The 15,196-nt window shown below is 67.5% G+C and carries 18 protein-coding genes; all 18 read left to right on the forward strand.

Annotated elements, in window-relative coordinates; translation table 11 throughout:
- The first annotated feature begins 32 nt into the window (after positions 1 to 32).
- The 18 genes from ACFMRZ_RS00005 to ACFMRZ_RS00090 all read left to right on the forward strand — a co-directional run bounded on the left by ACFMRZ_RS00005 (position 33) and on the right by ACFMRZ_RS00090 (position 15,163).
- Positions 33 to 1,055, forward strand: a complete 1,023-nt coding sequence (locus ACFMRZ_RS00005) for a major capsid protein (RefSeq protein WP_400177326.1) — start codon at positions 33 to 35, stop codon at positions 1,053 to 1,055.
- Positions 1,052 to 1,342 (forward strand): hypothetical protein, encoded by a 291-nt coding sequence (locus ACFMRZ_RS00010; RefSeq protein WP_400177327.1) that lies wholly within the window; start codon positions 1,052 to 1,054, stop codon positions 1,340 to 1,342. Before ACFMRZ_RS00005 ends, ACFMRZ_RS00010 begins: the two co-directional genes overlap by 4 nt.
- The gene (locus ACFMRZ_RS00015; RefSeq protein WP_400177328.1) at positions 1,339 to 1,731 is read left to right on the forward strand and encodes a hypothetical protein; all 393 of its coding nucleotides are present in this window, start codon (positions 1,339 to 1,341) and stop codon (positions 1,729 to 1,731) included. Before ACFMRZ_RS00010 ends, ACFMRZ_RS00015 begins: the two co-directional genes overlap by 4 nt.
- The gene (locus tag ACFMRZ_RS00020; RefSeq protein WP_400177329.1) at positions 1,728 to 2,114 is read left to right on the forward strand and encodes a hypothetical protein; all 387 of its coding nucleotides are present in this window, start codon (positions 1,728 to 1,730) and stop codon (positions 2,112 to 2,114) included. The genes ACFMRZ_RS00015 and ACFMRZ_RS00020 overlap by 4 nt, the downstream gene beginning before the upstream one ends.
- 11 nt (positions 2,115 to 2,125) lie before the next feature.
- A complete protein-coding gene (locus ACFMRZ_RS00025) occupies positions 2,126 to 2,350 on the forward strand; it encodes a hypothetical protein (protein WP_400177330.1) in 225 nt (74 codons plus the stop codon).
- Positions 2,351 to 2,455: 105 nt separating this feature from the next.
- Positions 2,456 to 2,674, forward strand: a complete 219-nt coding sequence (locus ACFMRZ_RS00030; protein WP_400177331.1) for an HK97 gp10 family phage protein — start codon at positions 2,456 to 2,458, stop codon at positions 2,672 to 2,674.
- Positions 2,671 to 3,114, forward strand: coding sequence for a hypothetical protein (locus ACFMRZ_RS00035; protein ID WP_400177332.1), 444 nt, complete (start codon positions 2,671 to 2,673; stop codon positions 3,112 to 3,114). Before ACFMRZ_RS00030 ends, ACFMRZ_RS00035 begins: the two co-directional genes overlap by 4 nt.
- Before the next feature lie 57 nt (positions 3,115 to 3,171).
- Positions 3,172 to 3,990, forward strand: a complete 819-nt coding sequence (locus tag ACFMRZ_RS00040; protein ID WP_400177333.1) for a hypothetical protein — start codon at positions 3,172 to 3,174, stop codon at positions 3,988 to 3,990.
- A 2-nt stretch (positions 3,991 to 3,992) separates the two neighbouring features.
- The gene (locus ACFMRZ_RS00045) at positions 3,993 to 4,469 is read left to right on the forward strand and encodes a hypothetical protein (RefSeq protein WP_400177334.1); all 477 of its coding nucleotides are present in this window, start codon (positions 3,993 to 3,995) and stop codon (positions 4,467 to 4,469) included.
- A gap of 23 nt (positions 4,470 to 4,492) precedes the next feature.
- On the forward strand, positions 4,493 to 9,433 hold the full coding sequence (locus ACFMRZ_RS00050; protein ID WP_400177335.1) for a phage tail tape measure protein: 4,941 nt from the start codon (positions 4,493 to 4,495) through the stop codon (positions 9,431 to 9,433).
- The gene (locus tag ACFMRZ_RS00055) at positions 9,430 to 10,365 is read left to right on the forward strand and encodes a hypothetical protein (protein ID WP_400177336.1); all 936 of its coding nucleotides are present in this window, start codon (positions 9,430 to 9,432) and stop codon (positions 10,363 to 10,365) included. Before ACFMRZ_RS00050 ends, ACFMRZ_RS00055 begins: the two co-directional genes overlap by 4 nt.
- Positions 10,366 to 12,024: a phage tail protein gene (locus tag ACFMRZ_RS00060; RefSeq protein WP_400177337.1), complete on the forward strand. Its 1,659-nt coding sequence runs from the start codon at positions 10,366 to 10,368 to the stop codon at positions 12,022 to 12,024.
- A gap of 12 nt (positions 12,025 to 12,036) precedes the next feature.
- Positions 12,037 to 12,624, forward strand: coding sequence for a DUF2744 domain-containing protein (locus ACFMRZ_RS00065; RefSeq protein ID WP_400177338.1), 588 nt, complete (start codon positions 12,037 to 12,039; stop codon positions 12,622 to 12,624).
- Positions 12,621 to 13,145, forward strand: coding sequence for a M15 family metallopeptidase (locus ACFMRZ_RS00070; protein WP_400177339.1), 525 nt, complete (start codon positions 12,621 to 12,623; stop codon positions 13,143 to 13,145). The genes ACFMRZ_RS00065 and ACFMRZ_RS00070 overlap by 4 nt, the downstream gene beginning before the upstream one ends.
- A gap of 9 nt (positions 13,146 to 13,154) precedes the next feature.
- Entirely contained in the window at positions 13,155 to 14,114 is a 960-nt protein-coding gene (locus ACFMRZ_RS00075) for a hypothetical protein (protein WP_400177340.1), read from the forward strand.
- A gap of 7 nt (positions 14,115 to 14,121) precedes the next feature.
- Positions 14,122 to 14,352 carry a hypothetical protein gene (locus tag ACFMRZ_RS00080; RefSeq protein WP_400177341.1) on the forward strand — a complete coding sequence of 77 codons (231 nt, stop codon included), beginning with the start codon at positions 14,122 to 14,124 and terminating at the stop codon, positions 14,350 to 14,352.
- 75 nt (positions 14,353 to 14,427) lie between these two features.
- Positions 14,428 to 14,646, forward strand: a complete 219-nt coding sequence (locus ACFMRZ_RS00085; protein WP_280378539.1) for a hypothetical protein — start codon at positions 14,428 to 14,430, stop codon at positions 14,644 to 14,646.
- Entirely contained in the window at positions 14,636 to 15,163 is a 528-nt protein-coding gene (locus tag ACFMRZ_RS00090; RefSeq protein WP_400177342.1) for a hypothetical protein, read from the forward strand. The genes ACFMRZ_RS00085 and ACFMRZ_RS00090 overlap by 11 nt, the downstream gene beginning before the upstream one ends.
- The last annotated feature ends 33 nt before the right edge of the window (positions 15,164 to 15,196 follow it).

Here is a 15,196-nt window from a genome sequence, read left to right on the forward strand (position 1 = left end):
ATCCGCTACTTCTGAGAGGAGGTGCAATAGTCATGGCACTAGTCATCAATAGCGACTACATCACCCCGGCGGAGCTGACCGGATATGTCCGCGAAGCTCTGGCAGACCGGCCGGTCAACAACCTGTCGGTCATCGACGAGCTGCTGCCCGACACCCTGATCGACGACGTCGATTTCCGGGCGAACATCACCCAGCGCGGATTGAAGCGTGCGGGCAGGTTCCGCAGCTACGACACCGAGGCGCCGATCACCGGCCGCAAGGGTGTCGTGCGGATCTCCGGCGAGCTGCCTCCGCTCAGCGAGAAGCGGCGACTCGGTGAGTACGACCGCCTGCGGATGCGTAAGGCGGACAGCTCGATCCGGGATTCGATCCTCAACGACGCGGTCGAGTTGGCGGACGCGCTGCGGACGCGCCTGATCATGGCGAAGGCCGAGTCGGTCGTCACCGGCAAGGTACACCTCGCCGAGAACGGGCTCGATCTGACCGCCGACTTCCAGCGCAGCTCGAGCCTGACCGTCACCGCGGCCACTTTGTGGAGCGGCGCGGCCGACCCGATCAACGACCAGGACACCTGGTTCGGCGTGTATCGGCCGTTCAACGGTGGTAACCCGGGCGAAGCGATCACCTCGCAGCGGGTCATGTCCACGCTGATGCGCAACGCCGCGATCCGGGCCTACGCCCTGCCGCCGGGCTCGACACAGGGTGTGGTCACCAAGGATCAGGTGAACGCGTTGTTCACCTCGTTCGGCCACCCGCCGTTCACGGTGTTCAACGCCCAGGTCGAGGATTCGAACGGCAACACGGTGCGGCTCATCCCTGACAACGTGGTGCTCTACACCCCTGGCCCCGGCATCAAGCTCGGCGAAACCGACTGGGGCACCACCGCGGAAGCGCTCGAGGCCGAGTACGGCATCGACGAGACCCAGGCGCCGGGCATCGTGGTCGGGTCCTACATCGACAACGACCCGGTCGCGCGCTGGACCAAGGCCAGCGGCATCGGCCTGCCGTTGCTGCTGAACGCGAACGCCTCGATGATCGCAACGGTGCTGTCGTGAGCAGGCTGCGCACCAATGTGCATGTCTCCGGCGACGACGGCGCGGTGCACATCTTCACCCCGGCAGACGCCGTTCCCACGTGGGCGGTCAAGAAGATCACCAACCCTGCGGCGTGGGCCGAGGAGCCCGAGGACGATTCCGCACCGCCGGCGGGCGATCCGTCGGAGGCGTGGACCGTCGCCGAGTTGAAGGCGTGGGCCGCCGATCCGGAGCACCCGGTCGACCTCGGTGAGGCCACCAAGAAGGCCGACATCCTCGCCGTGATCACGGAGTCGCGCGAGCAGTGACCGCGCCGACGCCGCTGTTCGACCTGGCGTACCTGGAGGAGATCTCGAGCGAGACCTTCGAGGACACTGCCCAGGCCGAGGCGTTCATCCGGATCGCGTCTGCCAAGCTGCGGTCGAAGGTGGGCCGTCTCAACGAGCGAATCGCCAATGGCACCCTCAACATCGACCTCGTGAAGGGCACCGGCGCCGCGATGGTGCTGCGCGCCCTGGACACACTGAACCGCGGTATCAACGTCATCCGCAGCGAGTATCCGGAGATCTCCGAGCAGTACGCGCCGTCCTCGAAGACCGGTCTGATCTATCTGACCAACGACGAACTCGACGACCTGCTGCCGGGTGCCGAGGACGGCAGCGACGCGTTCACGATCATGCCCGGTCCGCGCCCGTGAAACTGCGCGAGCGGTGGACCCTGCTGCGGCCGACCGATCCGGTCGCCGACCCGAGTACCGGCAACAACATTCCGGGCGATCCGGATGAGGTGCCGTGGACGGGCTTGTTGCAGCAGCGGCTTATCCGCCCGCCCGAGCAGGAGGACCTCGGTGACGGTGTGACCGTCTCCGAGCTGATCCTGTTGCTCGATCCCGGCCTGCCGGGCGGGACCAACAGGCGCGATGTCTGGCGGTTCGACGGCCCGGGCGAGTACGCCGACATCGTGCCCGTCGGCGGCAAGGTCACCGTGCAGGGCACTCCCCGCGTCCGGCGGCCCGCGAGGGGCTCGCGCCGGGCCGCGTACATCGCCGCGATCGTGCGGCACGCATCCGACATGGACTGAAGGAGTTCCCGATGATCGTTTCGTGGAAAGACGACGCCGGTGTCACCCACACCGGCGACGACCAGGGCAAGGCGTACAAGCGCCACCGTGCCGCCCGCAAGGGTGAGGCGACGCCCGCCGAGGGCGGCGCGGTGGTCAAGACCGTCGAGGTCGACGCCCGGCCGCCCGTCACCGAGGCAACCGAGCAGTCTGCCGAGGCGGACGCCGCGACCGATCGGCCGAAGCGCACCCGCTGACCATGGCGAACCTGGTCCGGCTCACCATCTTCGACGGCCCCGTGCGCTTCGCCGCGGCGAAACTGTCGACCCCGAAGCGGCGCGAGGCCGCCGAGGAAGCTGCCAGTGGACGCTCGCGCGTCGGCACCCGTGTTCACCGGCGAATACCGCGATGGCATCGGTGTCGAGGCATCCGGCGATGATGTGCGGCTGGTCGACGAGGACGAGGACGCCGTTTACAAGGAGTACGGGACCAGCGACACCCCGGCGCACGCCGCACTGACCGACGCGGCGCGAAGCCGTGGTCGGTATTCCGGGTGGCAGCCGAAGGGTCGCCGCCGGTGACCCCGATCCCGTTCGCGCCCGGCGCGGTGCGGGCGTTCCTGATCGCGCAGCCGAAGATCACCGCGATGGTGCCGGCGGACGCGATCACGACCCGCGAACTGCCTGATCCGCTCAACGGCGTGTGTATGACGATCCGCGCGCCGGGCCATGTGGGTGAGGACCCGATGGCGCGGCGGCCGATGGTGCAGGTCGATGTGTGGGCGCCGAAGATCGAGATCCTCGGCGGCACAACCGATCCGGAAGAACTGACCTGGAATGTGGCCGGGCTGGCAGGCGAGCTGCTGCACCGTGCGCCACCTCAGGAGTTCCGCGGGTCGGGCTGGCGGGCGCGCTGGCTCGAGGGCCCGATCAACTTCGTCGACACCAAGCGCGGCGTCGATAGCCCGCTGTATCGGGCGACGATCCGCGTGGAAATGAAGATGCGCGCACCGCGCGCCTGAAAACTCTTACAGCCCAGCAGCATTCGAGTGCTGGGTGTCTATCTCATTGGAGGCATCATGAGCACTCATGCCGATCCCGACAAGGCGTATGTGTGGCTCGACGGCGACGGGTTCCGTGCGCCGAAGGGCACCGCGCGCCCGACCAATCCGTTCGCCAACAATCCCGTCACCGGCTCGCTGTCGTGGGATGCGTTCGGCGGAATCGAGGCCGGATTCGACGTGACCCCGACCCGGGACGTCACCCCGAAGAAGGTGTGGAACCGCCGCCGCGCACCGTACAAGGTGATCAAGAGTCCGACCGAGGAGCGCATCAAGCTGCGCCCGGTCAACTACTCGGTCGCCACCGTGCTGACCGCCCTGCAGGGCGGCAGCATCGCCGAGGTGCCGCCTGGCTCCGGTGTGTTCGAGTGGAACCCGGGCGACGACGAGGACTTCGCCGTTCTGCTCAACATCCGCGACGAGGGCACCTCGGCCGGTTTCTACTCGCCGTCGGTCACGCTCACCACGCCGCCGCCGAGGACCTTCGGTAAGGAGGACCTCGACGGCTTCGAGCTGGAGCTGTTGGCACTCGAGCCGTTCGTGCCGCTCACCTCGTGGAACCCGCTGTGGGTGTCGACCACGGTGACCGTGCCTGCCGGTACCACAGCCGGTACGTTCACGCTGACGGTGGGCGGGCAGACCACCACCGGTATCGCCTACAACGCTGCGGCGTCGGCGGTGCAGTCCGCGCTCGAGGCGCTGTCGACCGTGGGCACCGGCAACGCGGTGGTCACCGGTTCGGCGGGCGGCCCCTACTCGGTCACCCTGAAGGTGCCGGGCACGCTGTCCGGCGACGGTGCGAGCCTCACCCCGGCCGGCACGATCCAGATCGGCTGATCGTGGCGGGGACTACACGCAAGCCAGCGGCCAAGGCTGCTGCACGCAAGACGGCAGCCAAGGCTGTTGCGCGCCGTCCGGCGCGGTCGGCGACCCCGGCCGCGGCGGCGGCGACGCGGGTGAACATCCTCGACGAACTCGCGGTCGACGGCGGCGAGCCGGTGCCGATCACACTGCTCGGCGTAGACGCCGATATCCGCCGCCAGTTCACCGGCGACGAAGCGGCCACTTTCTTTCAGTACACGAGCGAGAACAAGCTCGAGGAGATGCTGTCGGTCGTCGCGGGCGACGACGGCCCGGCGCTGTGGGAGAAGATCCAGGCGCTCAGTCCCGAGCATGCGGCGAAAGCCCTGAACCGGATCACGAATCTGTCGGGGCTGCATGAGGGAAAACTGTTCGCGCCCGTGCCCTGGTCGGCATCGCTGAACCAGGCCGGTGGGGCGCTGCCTTCGCCCGAGTCCAGCGCCATCACGGCCTGAGCCTGCGCCGGGCGCTCGCCGAGATGCCGTATCGCGATGTGGCGGCGCTCATCGACGACGCGGACGCCCGGGACGAGCAGGCGGCCCGGGACTCGGAGAACCTCGCGATGCTGGTCGACCGCATCGACTTCCTGAACACCTTCGACTACGTCTCTGGGACCACCGATCCCGACGACCCCGAGGTGAAGAAGGAGCGGATGGAACGCAAGCGGCGCGGTCTGCGCCCGCCGCCGCTGCCGCTGCTGCCGCCGGTCGCGCTGCGTGACCCGGAGGTGACTGCGGCGCTCGTCGAGCGGTACCGCGCCGATCACAAGCCCTACGAGCTGACCAAGCGCACCGAGCAGGCGGACCAGCCGCCGCCCGGCCAGCGTCTCGCCAAGGTGCTCGAAATGTACAGGGACGGGGGTGACCCGTTGCCCGGTGGCCGGATGAACATCCTCGTCGCACCCGATACCCGCGAGTTCGCGGGCAAGCTGCGGAGCGGGCTGGCCCCTGCGGTCGGTGTGGCGGGCGCGATCGGTGGTGCGCTGGGTCTGGCGATCGGTGGCGCTGCCGCGTTCGGGCAGGTCATCAAGATCGGCAACAACTTCACGGTCACCCTGAACACGATGAAGGCGGTCGCGTCGGCGAACGCCGATCAGATGGCGCAGGTGTCGGCGCGGGCCCGCCAGCTCGGCAACGACATCAGCCTGCCCGGCACCTCGGCCAACGACGCCGCGAGCGCCATGCTCGAGCTGGCCAAGGGCGGATTCACGGTCGAACAGTCGATGGCCGCGGCGCGAGGCTCGCTGCAGCTGGCGGCCGCCGCGGGCATCGAGGCCGCCGAGGCCGCGACCATCCAGAGTTCGGCGCTGCAGGCGTTCGGTTTGCAGGCCGACCAGGCGGGTCGCGTCGCCGATGTCCTCGCGAATACGGCCAACGCGTCGAGTGCCGAGATCACCGATGTCGCCTACGCGATGCAGTCCGGTGCGGCGGTCGCGCACGGTTTCGGGCTGTCCATCGAGGACACGGCCGCCGCGATCGGTCTGCTGGCCAACAGCGGCATCAAGGGCAGCGACGCCGGGACGTTGCTGAAGTCGGCGCTGCTCGCGCTGACCGACACCGGGAAGCCGGCACAAGCGGCCATCTCTCAGCTCGGCCTCAGCGTGTACGACGCGCAAGGCAAGTTCGTCGGGCTGCACAGTCTGTTCGAGCAGCTCGATACCGCGGCCGGCCGCATGACCGACCAGCAGTATCAGGCGGCCACGTCGGTGCTGTTCGGGTCGGACGCGATGCGCCTGTCCTCCATCGCCGCGGAGAAGGGCGCGGCCGGGTTCGACTCGATGCGCAACGCCATGGGCCGCCAGGGCTCGGCCGCCGAGGTCGCCGCATCGAAGATGCAGGGCCTGCCCGGCGCCATGCAGGCCGCGCAGAACGCGGCCGAAGGGCTGGCGCTGGCGACGTACGACTTGGTGAAGGGCCCGCTCGAGCAGTTCACGAAGACCGCCGCAGGTGCCATCACGACCGCCACCCCTTACATCGTGGACGGCCTGCACAATGCTGCGGATGCCGCGGTCGGGTTCGGTCAGGGCATCGCGCCAGCGGTTAAGGCGGTCGCAGACCTGCCCACGCCCGTGCTTGCCGCTGCCGCTGCGCTCGTCGCGCTTCGGACGACCGCATTCAGTTCGACCTTGTCGACGCAGATCGGCAACGCCAGGACGCAGCTGACGGGGTTCGGGGATCAGATGCGGGTGCAGCAGTCACTCGCAGCAGCCTCGGGTCAGCAGATCGGCCAGTTCGGTTCCGCTGTCGCCGCGCTCGAATCGCGGGTGCCGGTGATCTCCCGCATGGGAGAGGCGTACCGCAACGCGTCGGCGCAAGCGACCGTGCTCGCACGCACGCAAGGCACTGTCTCCGCCGCCGCGAGCGGTGTCTCGTCGGCGGCCAGCGGTGTCGTAGGCATGCTGGGCGGACCATGGGCGCTGGCCCTGACCGGCGGTGTCGCCGCGCTGACCGCGAACATCGAAGCATCGCACTCGGCGCGCAGTGCGCAACGGGCACTCGCTGACGCGGCAGCGGCGGGTGCTCGTGCTCAGGCCGACTTCGGCAAGGCGGTCGCCGCAGCGAATGGCGCCTTGTCAAATCAGGCGCTCGGTGCCGGTAACGCCGCGGTGCAATCCGCGCTGGCGGAGATCGTCACGCTCGGTGAGCGCGGGCACAAGCCGATGGAGGAACTCGGTCACCAGATCGACAACATCACCGGCAACGTCTTCGGCTCGAACGACGCGTGGGAGAAGAACTACGACAAGGTCACCGCCAGCGAGGAGCAGTACAACGCGCTGCGCAAGGTGATGGGCAACCTGCAGATCGACATGCAGGGCGTCGGGCAGACCGTCACGCAGGGCGGCCCCGCCTACAACAACCTGATCGCGCAGCTGCAGCGCAGCGGTGATGCCGGTAAGCAGGTCGCGCAGACGTTGATCGGCGTACACGACCAGCTCGCGCAGACCGCCGCCGCCGCGCAGACCGCGAGCCCGGGATTCTTCGATTTGTCCGCCGCCGTGAAGATTCTCGCCAACGAGTCCAGCTCGGCCGCAGACCGGGTCAACGCGATGAAGACCGCGCTGGATGTCATGAGCGGCAAGCCCATCGCGGTGCAGGAAGCGCTGGCCCAATACAACGCGCAGGTGCGCGCTACCACGGCAGCCACCGAGCAGGCGTGGGATCGCACGCAAGGATTCGGCGCCGCCCTGGTGGGCCAGGGCGGCCAAGTCGACACGGCCAGCGCGAACGGCCAGAAGCTCTACGAGACGCTGACCCGGATGCGGGACGCCACGATCACCGCGGCCGAGGCCGGCGCGAACATGGATCCGATCCTGGCGCAGAACTCCTACCAGTTCCAGGCGCTCGGCACCGCAACCGGACTGTCCGCCGACCAGGTGCGGGTGATGGCCGAGCAGCTCGGCCTCCTGCCCACGGATATTCAGATTCTTGCCCAGCTGCGCGGCGCCGACACGGTTGAGCAGCAGCTCGTCGTCATCGCAGGGATGCTGCAGGCCAACAAGAACGGTGTCAACATCCCGGTCAAGGCACTGACCGAGGATGCCCGCAAGCAGCTGGAGGAGACCGGCGCCAAGATCGACGCGGTCAACGGCAAGCCTGGCGTCGTGCACATCTCGGCGCCGGACATCGCCGCGGTGCTCACCAAGCTGGACGAGCTGATCAACAAGCAGCTGCCGACCAAGACGCAGAAGGTCGTGTACGACTACGACCAGACGAAGAACCGGCCCGAGGGATTCATCGGGCCGATCGCTCCCCAGCCCGTGCAGCCGCGCGCCGAGGGTGGCATCGACAACCTGCCGGGGCAGGCAACAGTCTGGTCGCCACAGACCCGCTACTACCAGGTGTCCGAGCCGGAGACAGGCGGCGAGGCATTCATCCCGCTCGCGGAGTCGAAGCGTGGCCGCTCGACCGAAATCTTGTCCACGGTCGCAGACCATTTCGGGTACGGCCTGACGAAGATGGCCAAGGGCGGCATCACCGCTGTCGACCGCACGCTGACGTCCCTGCGCGGCGAGTCCGGCAAGCCGTACCAATACGCCGGCGTCGGCAACCCGTCGTGGGACTGCTCCGGTTTCATCAGCGCGGCATACGCGCTGCTGCGTGGCCTCGACCCGCGTACGCGCTGGTTCACTACCGAGAGCGACTTCGCGTCGCTGGGCTTCCGGACCGGTCTGGACCCGACCGGCCGCGGCTTGAACATCGGCGTCTACCGCGGGGGTGGTGGCCAGTACTCGCACATGGCCGGCGATCTCGCGGGCGTCGCGCTGGAGTCCGGCGGCAACGGCGTGCAGGTCGGTGCGGGTGCGCAGTCGGCTTCGAGCGGGAACCTGCCGTTGAAGTTCTACCTGCCTGGGACGCTGTTCAACCCGCCTGATGACGGCTCGCGGTCGCGTTCGTCCCGGTCTCGTCAGACCAAGAAGACGTGGGATCAGTCCGACGAGCTGGAACTTGAGTCGGCGCGGCTGAATCGGGGCAAGCAGCAGTCGCAGCTCGAGGAGGCGCTGAAGGACCCGAAGAAGTCCGCGGACGACAAGCGGCAGGCGCAGATCGACGTCGAGCGCGCCGATCTGCGGATTCGGGAGCTGGAGCAGAAACGCGACGAGGCCAACTCGACGGGCGGCCCGGTCACGCCTGCGCCGCCTCTGGACGGGAATCTGACCAACGATCAGATCCGCCTCGAAGAGTTGCAGATGGCGGTGCGCCAGGCCCAGGACGAGCGCGACGACACCTACAACGACCCCGAGGCCACACCGGACGAGCAGCGGCAATCCAATCTCGCGCTCGCGAAGGCCATGAATGCTGTTGTCGCCGAGCAGAAGAAGCAGCGCGACGAGCTGAACGGCGCGTCCGGCAGCGGCGGATCCGGCGGCGGCAGTCCCGTGCAGCTGCTCGGCGAAGTGGCCAAGACCGCGGTCACCGGCGCCGCGAGCGAGCTGCTGCAGGTGATCGGCCTCGGCGGCGACATCCAGGGTGTCGGCGGCGCGCTGATCACGCTCGGCGCCGAGCAGGCGAAGAAGGGGCTGGCGCAGGACAATCCGACACCGGCGCAGTACAGCGAGGAGGACATCGCGAAGCAGGGCCCGGTCGTGCCGGGCACACCGGGATGGCTCGAGCAGCTGCTCAAGACGTTCCAGGTGCCGACGTTCATCCGCGACCAGGGCGGCCCGCTGCCTACCGGCGCCGCGGCATTGAACCTCAGCGGCAAGGACGAGTGGGTGCTGTCGCCCGAGGAACTGCGGGCGGCCCGGACCCCGGCGGCGCTGGGGCAGCTGGCGGCCCGGGCGCTGACGCAGCACATCGACGGCCGCACCGTGATCGAGAATCTGCACACCGGCATGTCCGCGGGCGAGTTCCGGCGTGAGATACGGATGATCGACCTCGCCAAGCGCGACCGTGTCGCGGGATTGGTGCCGCGGCGATGATCGACTTGGACGAGGCCCGGATCGAGGTCGAGGGCTGCAACGAGGCGTGGTGGCCGCTCGCCGGGCCGGATCAGTGGTCGAAGAACGTCGCGCTCGCCGACGAGGACTCCGGGACCGACTTCGACAGCATGTACGACCCGCCGGTGACCGCGCTGTACAACAGCACGGCGTTCCAGGTGGGCGCGGACTTCGGCGGTATCCGTGAGGAGAAGTACGACTTCATCCTGGCCGTCCACATCGTCGGGACCAAGGAAAAGCCTTGGCGGCTGGTCGATTCCGAATTTCGGAAGGCATTCAGCTACAAGCGGGAATCCCGGATCTGGGTGGAGCTGGACGGTTCCCGACGGCATCTGCCGGTGCGGCTCGGTGACAAGCCGAAGATCAAGACCAACAACGACCCGAACTCCGAGAAGGGCGCACTGATCCTGCTGCCGCTGGTCGGCGCGTACCCGCGGTGGATCGAGAATGTGCAGCCGTCCACGTTCACCACCGCCACGGACACCACCGGCGGCGGCACTGAGACCGGGTACGTGTGGGTCGACAACCCGCTGCCCGAGGATTACGACCAGTACCCGATCTGGGAGATCACGGCCACCTATGAGGGTCTGACTGTCACGCTCCCGGATTACAGCTGGGGCAACGACATTCACGAGCGCGCCGAGGAAGACCTGCTGCGCAAGGTGGTATTCGCGCCGCTGCACCTCGGCGAGCACCTGCGGGTCAACACCGACCCGATGGCGTTCGAAGGCCAGTTCGTCACCGCGACGAGGTCCGAGTACGGGCAGCGGATGAACGGCAAACGGATGATGTATCCGCTTCGGTCGGGCACCCTGCGGCAGCAGGTGCCGGTGACCGTGACCAAGGCGCCGATCGGCACGAAGATCCGGGTTACCTGCCCGCGTGAGTGGCCGCGGCCATGGGGGCTGGACTAAATGCCCGTCGTCGCCCCCAACCTCGATATCAACGCCATCTTCGGCGAGATCGTCGAGAACCTCCGTAAGGACGAAGACCGCCGACTGAAGCCGCCGACGATCGAGCTGTACGACGGCAACATGGTCCTCGCGGGCGAGGTGCACCGCGAGATCAGCGCGAAATTCACGCTGCCCGAGAACGAGGTCGGCGTCGGCGTCATCGAGCTGCCCGCGCGCTACTACCTCGCGCGGTGGATGACCGACACCGATGCGCGCAGCAAAAAGAACATCATCGCCGTCGTCGAGAAGGACGGCGCGCAATGGTCCGGGACGCTCGACAATCTCGAGCAGACCAAGGATCCGGAGACCGGCGAGCGTGTGGTGCGGGCGACCTTCCTGCACGACATGGAGCACCTCAAGCACATCATCGTCTACTGCAACCCGTTCCTGCCGCCGGAGTTTCAGTTCCCGAAGCTGTTCATCATGGGCCCGCTGCCGTCGCGGTTCGCCCTGTCGCTGAGCCTGTTCCTGCAGATCCTCCGCCTCGAGTCCGCAATCTGGACTCTGCCCAACAATCCGTTCGACCTGTCGCAGTACGTCAACCTCGACCAAAGCACCTGGTCGCAGGTTGTGGAACCTGTTGACCTGTTCCAGGATTCGAGCCCGCCGTGCATCGTGCACTCGCGGTTCAAGACGTTCTTCGACACACAGAAACACATCGCGGCCGACGCGCAGCTGACGTGGGAGCCGCGCCGACACCGTGCCGATGATCCGCCGCCGTGGCCGGGCGCGAACATCAAGCCCGGCGCGATCATCTGGCGTCTGCGCGACAACAGCGGATGGACCACCGAGACCAATATCGGCGGCAACGTCTGGACCGGCCTCGTCCGCGGCTTCACCACGATCGCCTCGGACGGCGTCACCGAGGGCATCGACGTCATCGACAACCCCGCGTTCCCGGACGAGTTGAGTCAGCCGAATTGGTGGGGCACGCTGCCGCAGGCGCCCGGAATCATCTTGCGCGACGGTGAGCGCACCGCCATCACCTCGAGCAAGTTCTCGTGGAAACCGGCCTCCAACTCCGCGTTCATTACGGGAGGTCACAGCGCCTATGGCGTGAACGAGGCCATCAGTTTCGGGATCAACATGGCCGGCGACCTGATCGCCATGGCTATCGGCGTGCCACCGGTCGGCGGCGCGGCCGACGCCATTCTGAAGCCGCTCTACACCGATGTGGTAGCCGCATTCCAGAAGATCAAGCTGTTCGATCGCGTCGCCGATCTCGGCTGGTCGCACTTCCACGAAACCTTCTGCGAGGGAGGCGATCGCGCCTACTGGGTGTCGGCGCTCATCGCCTTCCGAACGAAGATCTGGTCGACCCGCGAGCGGACAACCCATGAAGTCACAGTCCGAGATGGTGCCGAGGGGCTGCGGATCGGCCAGAACGGCAAGGGCAATGCCTGGTTGGGCACTCGCATCGGCACCACGGTCAAGGACTGGGGGCAGTCGGGCCGCGTCTACGTCGACCGCATCACCGAGATCGTCCTCGAGTGGGGCCGCGACAAGGCCGTGCGGTGGGGACTCACCATCGGCCACCGCGAGCCCGAGGACCCGGTACAGGCCGCGCTGGAGATGGCGCAGGACATGGCGAGCATCGCCCGCGATCTCGGAATGCTCTGAGGAGAGAAGGCTATGGGCAAGATCTGGCGGCTCCAGGACATCGACCCGGACAATCCGGAAGAGAGGTTTCTCCCTGCGCTGCAATGCATTCCGATGGGACCCGGCATGCAGCGCATGGTGCTGCCCGAGGCGATCTGCCGGTTCATCTCCAAACATCTGAGCGAATGCGGCTGTCCGCCAATCGATCCCGCGCTCGCGGTCAAGGAGTACAGGCCGCCGACCCGCGGCCAGAACCATCCGCTCAACGGTGACGCGGATTGGGTGCCGCCGGGCTCGCCGATGCCCGAGCCGGAGCACGTGCAGGACCCGGAGACGCTGACCGTTCATGCCCGCGAGGCGCAGCTCGAGAAGTACCGCTATATGGGCTACAAGGTCGAGAAGCCGCCGCCGCCCGAGCCGCAGGCGTTCGAGATCGACAAGCTCGATGATCCGCCGCGGTTCCCGCCCGGCGAGCACACCGTCACCGAGGTCTGCGCGTACCTGCGTGAACTGGGCGACTCCGACCCCGTCGAACGTGGCCGCGTGCTGTACGCCGAGCGACATGGCAAGGGGCGCAACGGGATTCTGAAGCGCTTCCAGCAGGAAGGGGTAGGGCGATGAGCTTCCGCACCGCGTACGGGAACCTCTACAGCGAGAACGGGTGGAGGATGTGCAACCGCGACGAGTGTGTGCTCGTCGACGGTCCGCACATGGACACGGCGCCGCTGCGCTCGGGCGCGCCCGCGATCATCCTCGGTGACTTCGTGCGCCGCTACGACGCCGAGGTGGCGCCGGTCGTGTCGTCGGTGTGGGGCTGGTCCCGCAACAACGACGTCGGCACCTCGAATCACCTGTCCGGCACCGCGGTCGACATCAACGCGCCGCAGTGGCCGTGGGGCTTGCGCCGGATGCCGGGCGATCTCGTGGCCCGTGTGGAGGCGCTCGTCGACTGGTACGAGGGCGCGGTGTTCTGGGGCCGGGACTGGTCGCGCCCCGACGAGATGCATTTCCAGGTCGGCATTCCCGAGGGCGATCCGCGTCTCAACCGGATCGTCGCGAAGATCCTCAACCCCGACCCGGTCTACGACCCGCGCACCGACCCGCAGGTGCTCGCCGGGTTCTGGCAACTCATCCCCGAGTAGGTGGCCGCAATGACAGTGACCTGGGCGGATGTCTCCCATCACCAGGGCATCCCGATCGACAACAGCTATCCGCACCGGCTGTTCGCATTCCGCACCAACAGCGGCGATGCTCGCGACACCCTCGCCGTGGAGAACATCCGCCGCGTCCTGGCCATGCTCGAGACAGGCCGTCTCAACGCCGTGATCGCCTACTACTTCTTCCGCCCCGGCGCTGCGAACTGCGATCTACACCGCGACATCCTCACCGGTGGCGGACTGTGGGGGCATCCGCGCCTCGTGACCATGGTCGATGTCGAGGATGCGGGCGGCGCGATCCGCGGCGACCAGTCTGCCGAGGTGAACGACGAGGTCGAACGCTTGCGCCGCTGGTATGGCAATCCGGCAAGAGTGATCGGCTACCTCAATGCTGTTGCCAACGCGGGGCTTTGGCGCACACGACCCGCTGGCATGCGGTTCGTGACCCCGTCCTACAGCCACAACCCGGGCGAGTGGGCGTCGACCCCACCGCCGCAGTGGATGCAGGAGATCGCGTTTGCGCAGCAGTTCACCGACGACGGTCGATGCGCGCCGTGGTCGTTCGGTGTCGATCTCAACTACTCACCGCTCGAGCTGCCGGAACTGCTGGCACTGCTCGGTATCACAGGAGGTACACCCGTGTCCGATCCCATCACCGTCGGTGCCGGCCAGCTGCTGCCGACCGAAGACCGTCTGCGGCAGATCAACCGCCCGGAGAACGTGAATCCCTCAACCCGGTCACCCAAAGAGCCCTGGCCCTACGACATGTGGGCCGACCAATGGAACGAAACCGTGTGGGACGGCTACGACTTCGCACCGGAGATGGCCGACATGAAGGACGACGAGAAGCGCTCGCTCATCGGACTGGTCCGCACCATCGGCGCCCGGCAGACGCGGCTGCGCGAGCAGTTGGACCGTATCGAGGCCAAGCTCGACCAGCTCGGCGGGAAGTGAGGCGGCCATGAGCAAGCACCTGCGCAAGCTGGGCGAATACACGAAGGCCATCGCCGCGGCGATCGGCGGCATGGTGACCGTCGTGCTCGGTACTACCGAGATCCTCCCGGACGGTGCCGCGAAGAACTGGATCACCAGCGCGGCGGCGACAGCGACCGCGATCAGCGTGCTGTTGCTGCGCAATCAGCGTGCCATCGACGCGGCGGGTGACCTCGGCGCCGATCTGCTCGACCGCTGACGAGCCACGGGTGAAGACGTATGGGCGCGCATTGGTGCGGGTGTAGAGAGGCGGTGGTCCGTGGACGAACGATGGATGCGGGCGCTATTCGCGGTGCTGTCGATGGCGACCACTGCCGCGTGGCTGGTGGGGTATCTCGCGCCGATCTGGCAGCCGGACTACAAGCCGCCGCCGGAGCTGAACATCGTGATGATGGCGATCATCGGCATCTTCGCAACCCTCTACTCCAAGGCCCGGAAAGCCGGAAGTTCCGAATCCGATTCCAAGGAGGAGGGCAAGCGTGATGACGAATAGCCTCCCCGAAGTTCTGGTCGTCGCGGTCATCTCGTTCATCGCCGGGGTGGTGGTCGGGCAGTTCGTCCGTTTCCGCCGGGTGAACGCCCGCGGCCGGGCGGTGCTGGTGCCGCAGCTCGACCCGAAGCCGTTCAACGGCAGGGCGTTCCGGCTGATCGTGGTCGCGTTGTTCCTGGCGTCCACGGCGCTGATCGTGCAGTTCACCTATCACCAGCGCGGGTGCAACGCCGAATTCCAGTCCACGAGCGTGCAGCTGAGGCGCATCGCTGCCGAGGATCGTGCGCTCGAGGCGCGCGACGACGAGCTGCGCAATCAGCGCGACGATGCGATGACCGCTCTCGTCGAAACTCTGGTGACGCCACCGGCGCCGGGTGAGCGAGTGGACGCTCGCGGCGCGCTGAATCACTACCGGACGGTCACTGCGGCCATTGATGTGCAGCGCAACCAGCTCGTCGCGCAGCGTGCCGATCTGGAGCGTCAGCGACGCGAGCAGCCGACGCCGAAAGAGCGCTGCTGAACGATGAGTACACCGGGCGTAACCCTGCCGCCC

Source organism: Nocardia sp. N2S4-5, assembly GCF_044628355.1.
Taxonomy (GTDB): Bacteria; Actinomycetota; Actinomycetes; order Mycobacteriales; family Mycobacteriaceae; genus Nocardia; species Nocardia wallacei_B.

Coding starts and splice junctions, on each gene's coding strand:
- ACFMRZ_RS00005 (WP_400177326.1), top strand. CDS start 33: ATGGCACTAGTCATCAATAGCGACTACATCACCCCGGCGGAGCTGACC.
- ACFMRZ_RS00025 (WP_400177330.1), top strand. CDS start 2,126: ATGATCGTTTCGTGGAAAGACGACGCCGGTGTCACCCACACCGGCGAC.
- ACFMRZ_RS00040 (WP_400177333.1), top strand. CDS start 3,172: ATGAGCACTCATGCCGATCCCGACAAGGCGTATGTGTGGCTCGACGGC.
- ACFMRZ_RS00050 (WP_400177335.1), top strand. CDS start 4,493: ATGCCGTATCGCGATGTGGCGGCGCTCATCGACGACGCGGACGCCCGG.
- ACFMRZ_RS00055 (WP_400177336.1), top strand. CDS start 9,430: ATGATCGACTTGGACGAGGCCCGGATCGAGGTCGAGGGCTGCAACGAG.
- ACFMRZ_RS00060 (WP_400177337.1), top strand. CDS start 10,366: ATGCCCGTCGTCGCCCCCAACCTCGATATCAACGCCATCTTCGGCGAG.
- ACFMRZ_RS00065 (WP_400177338.1), top strand. CDS start 12,037: ATGGGCAAGATCTGGCGGCTCCAGGACATCGACCCGGACAATCCGGAA.
- ACFMRZ_RS00070 (WP_400177339.1), top strand. CDS start 12,621: ATGAGCTTCCGCACCGCGTACGGGAACCTCTACAGCGAGAACGGGTGG.
- ACFMRZ_RS00075 (WP_400177340.1), top strand. CDS start 13,155: ATGACAGTGACCTGGGCGGATGTCTCCCATCACCAGGGCATCCCGATC.
- ACFMRZ_RS00080 (WP_400177341.1), top strand. CDS start 14,122: ATGAGCAAGCACCTGCGCAAGCTGGGCGAATACACGAAGGCCATCGCC.
- ACFMRZ_RS00085 (WP_280378539.1), top strand. CDS start 14,428: ATGCGGGCGCTATTCGCGGTGCTGTCGATGGCGACCACTGCCGCGTGG.
- ACFMRZ_RS00090 (WP_400177342.1), top strand. CDS start 14,636: ATGACGAATAGCCTCCCCGAAGTTCTGGTCGTCGCGGTCATCTCGTTC.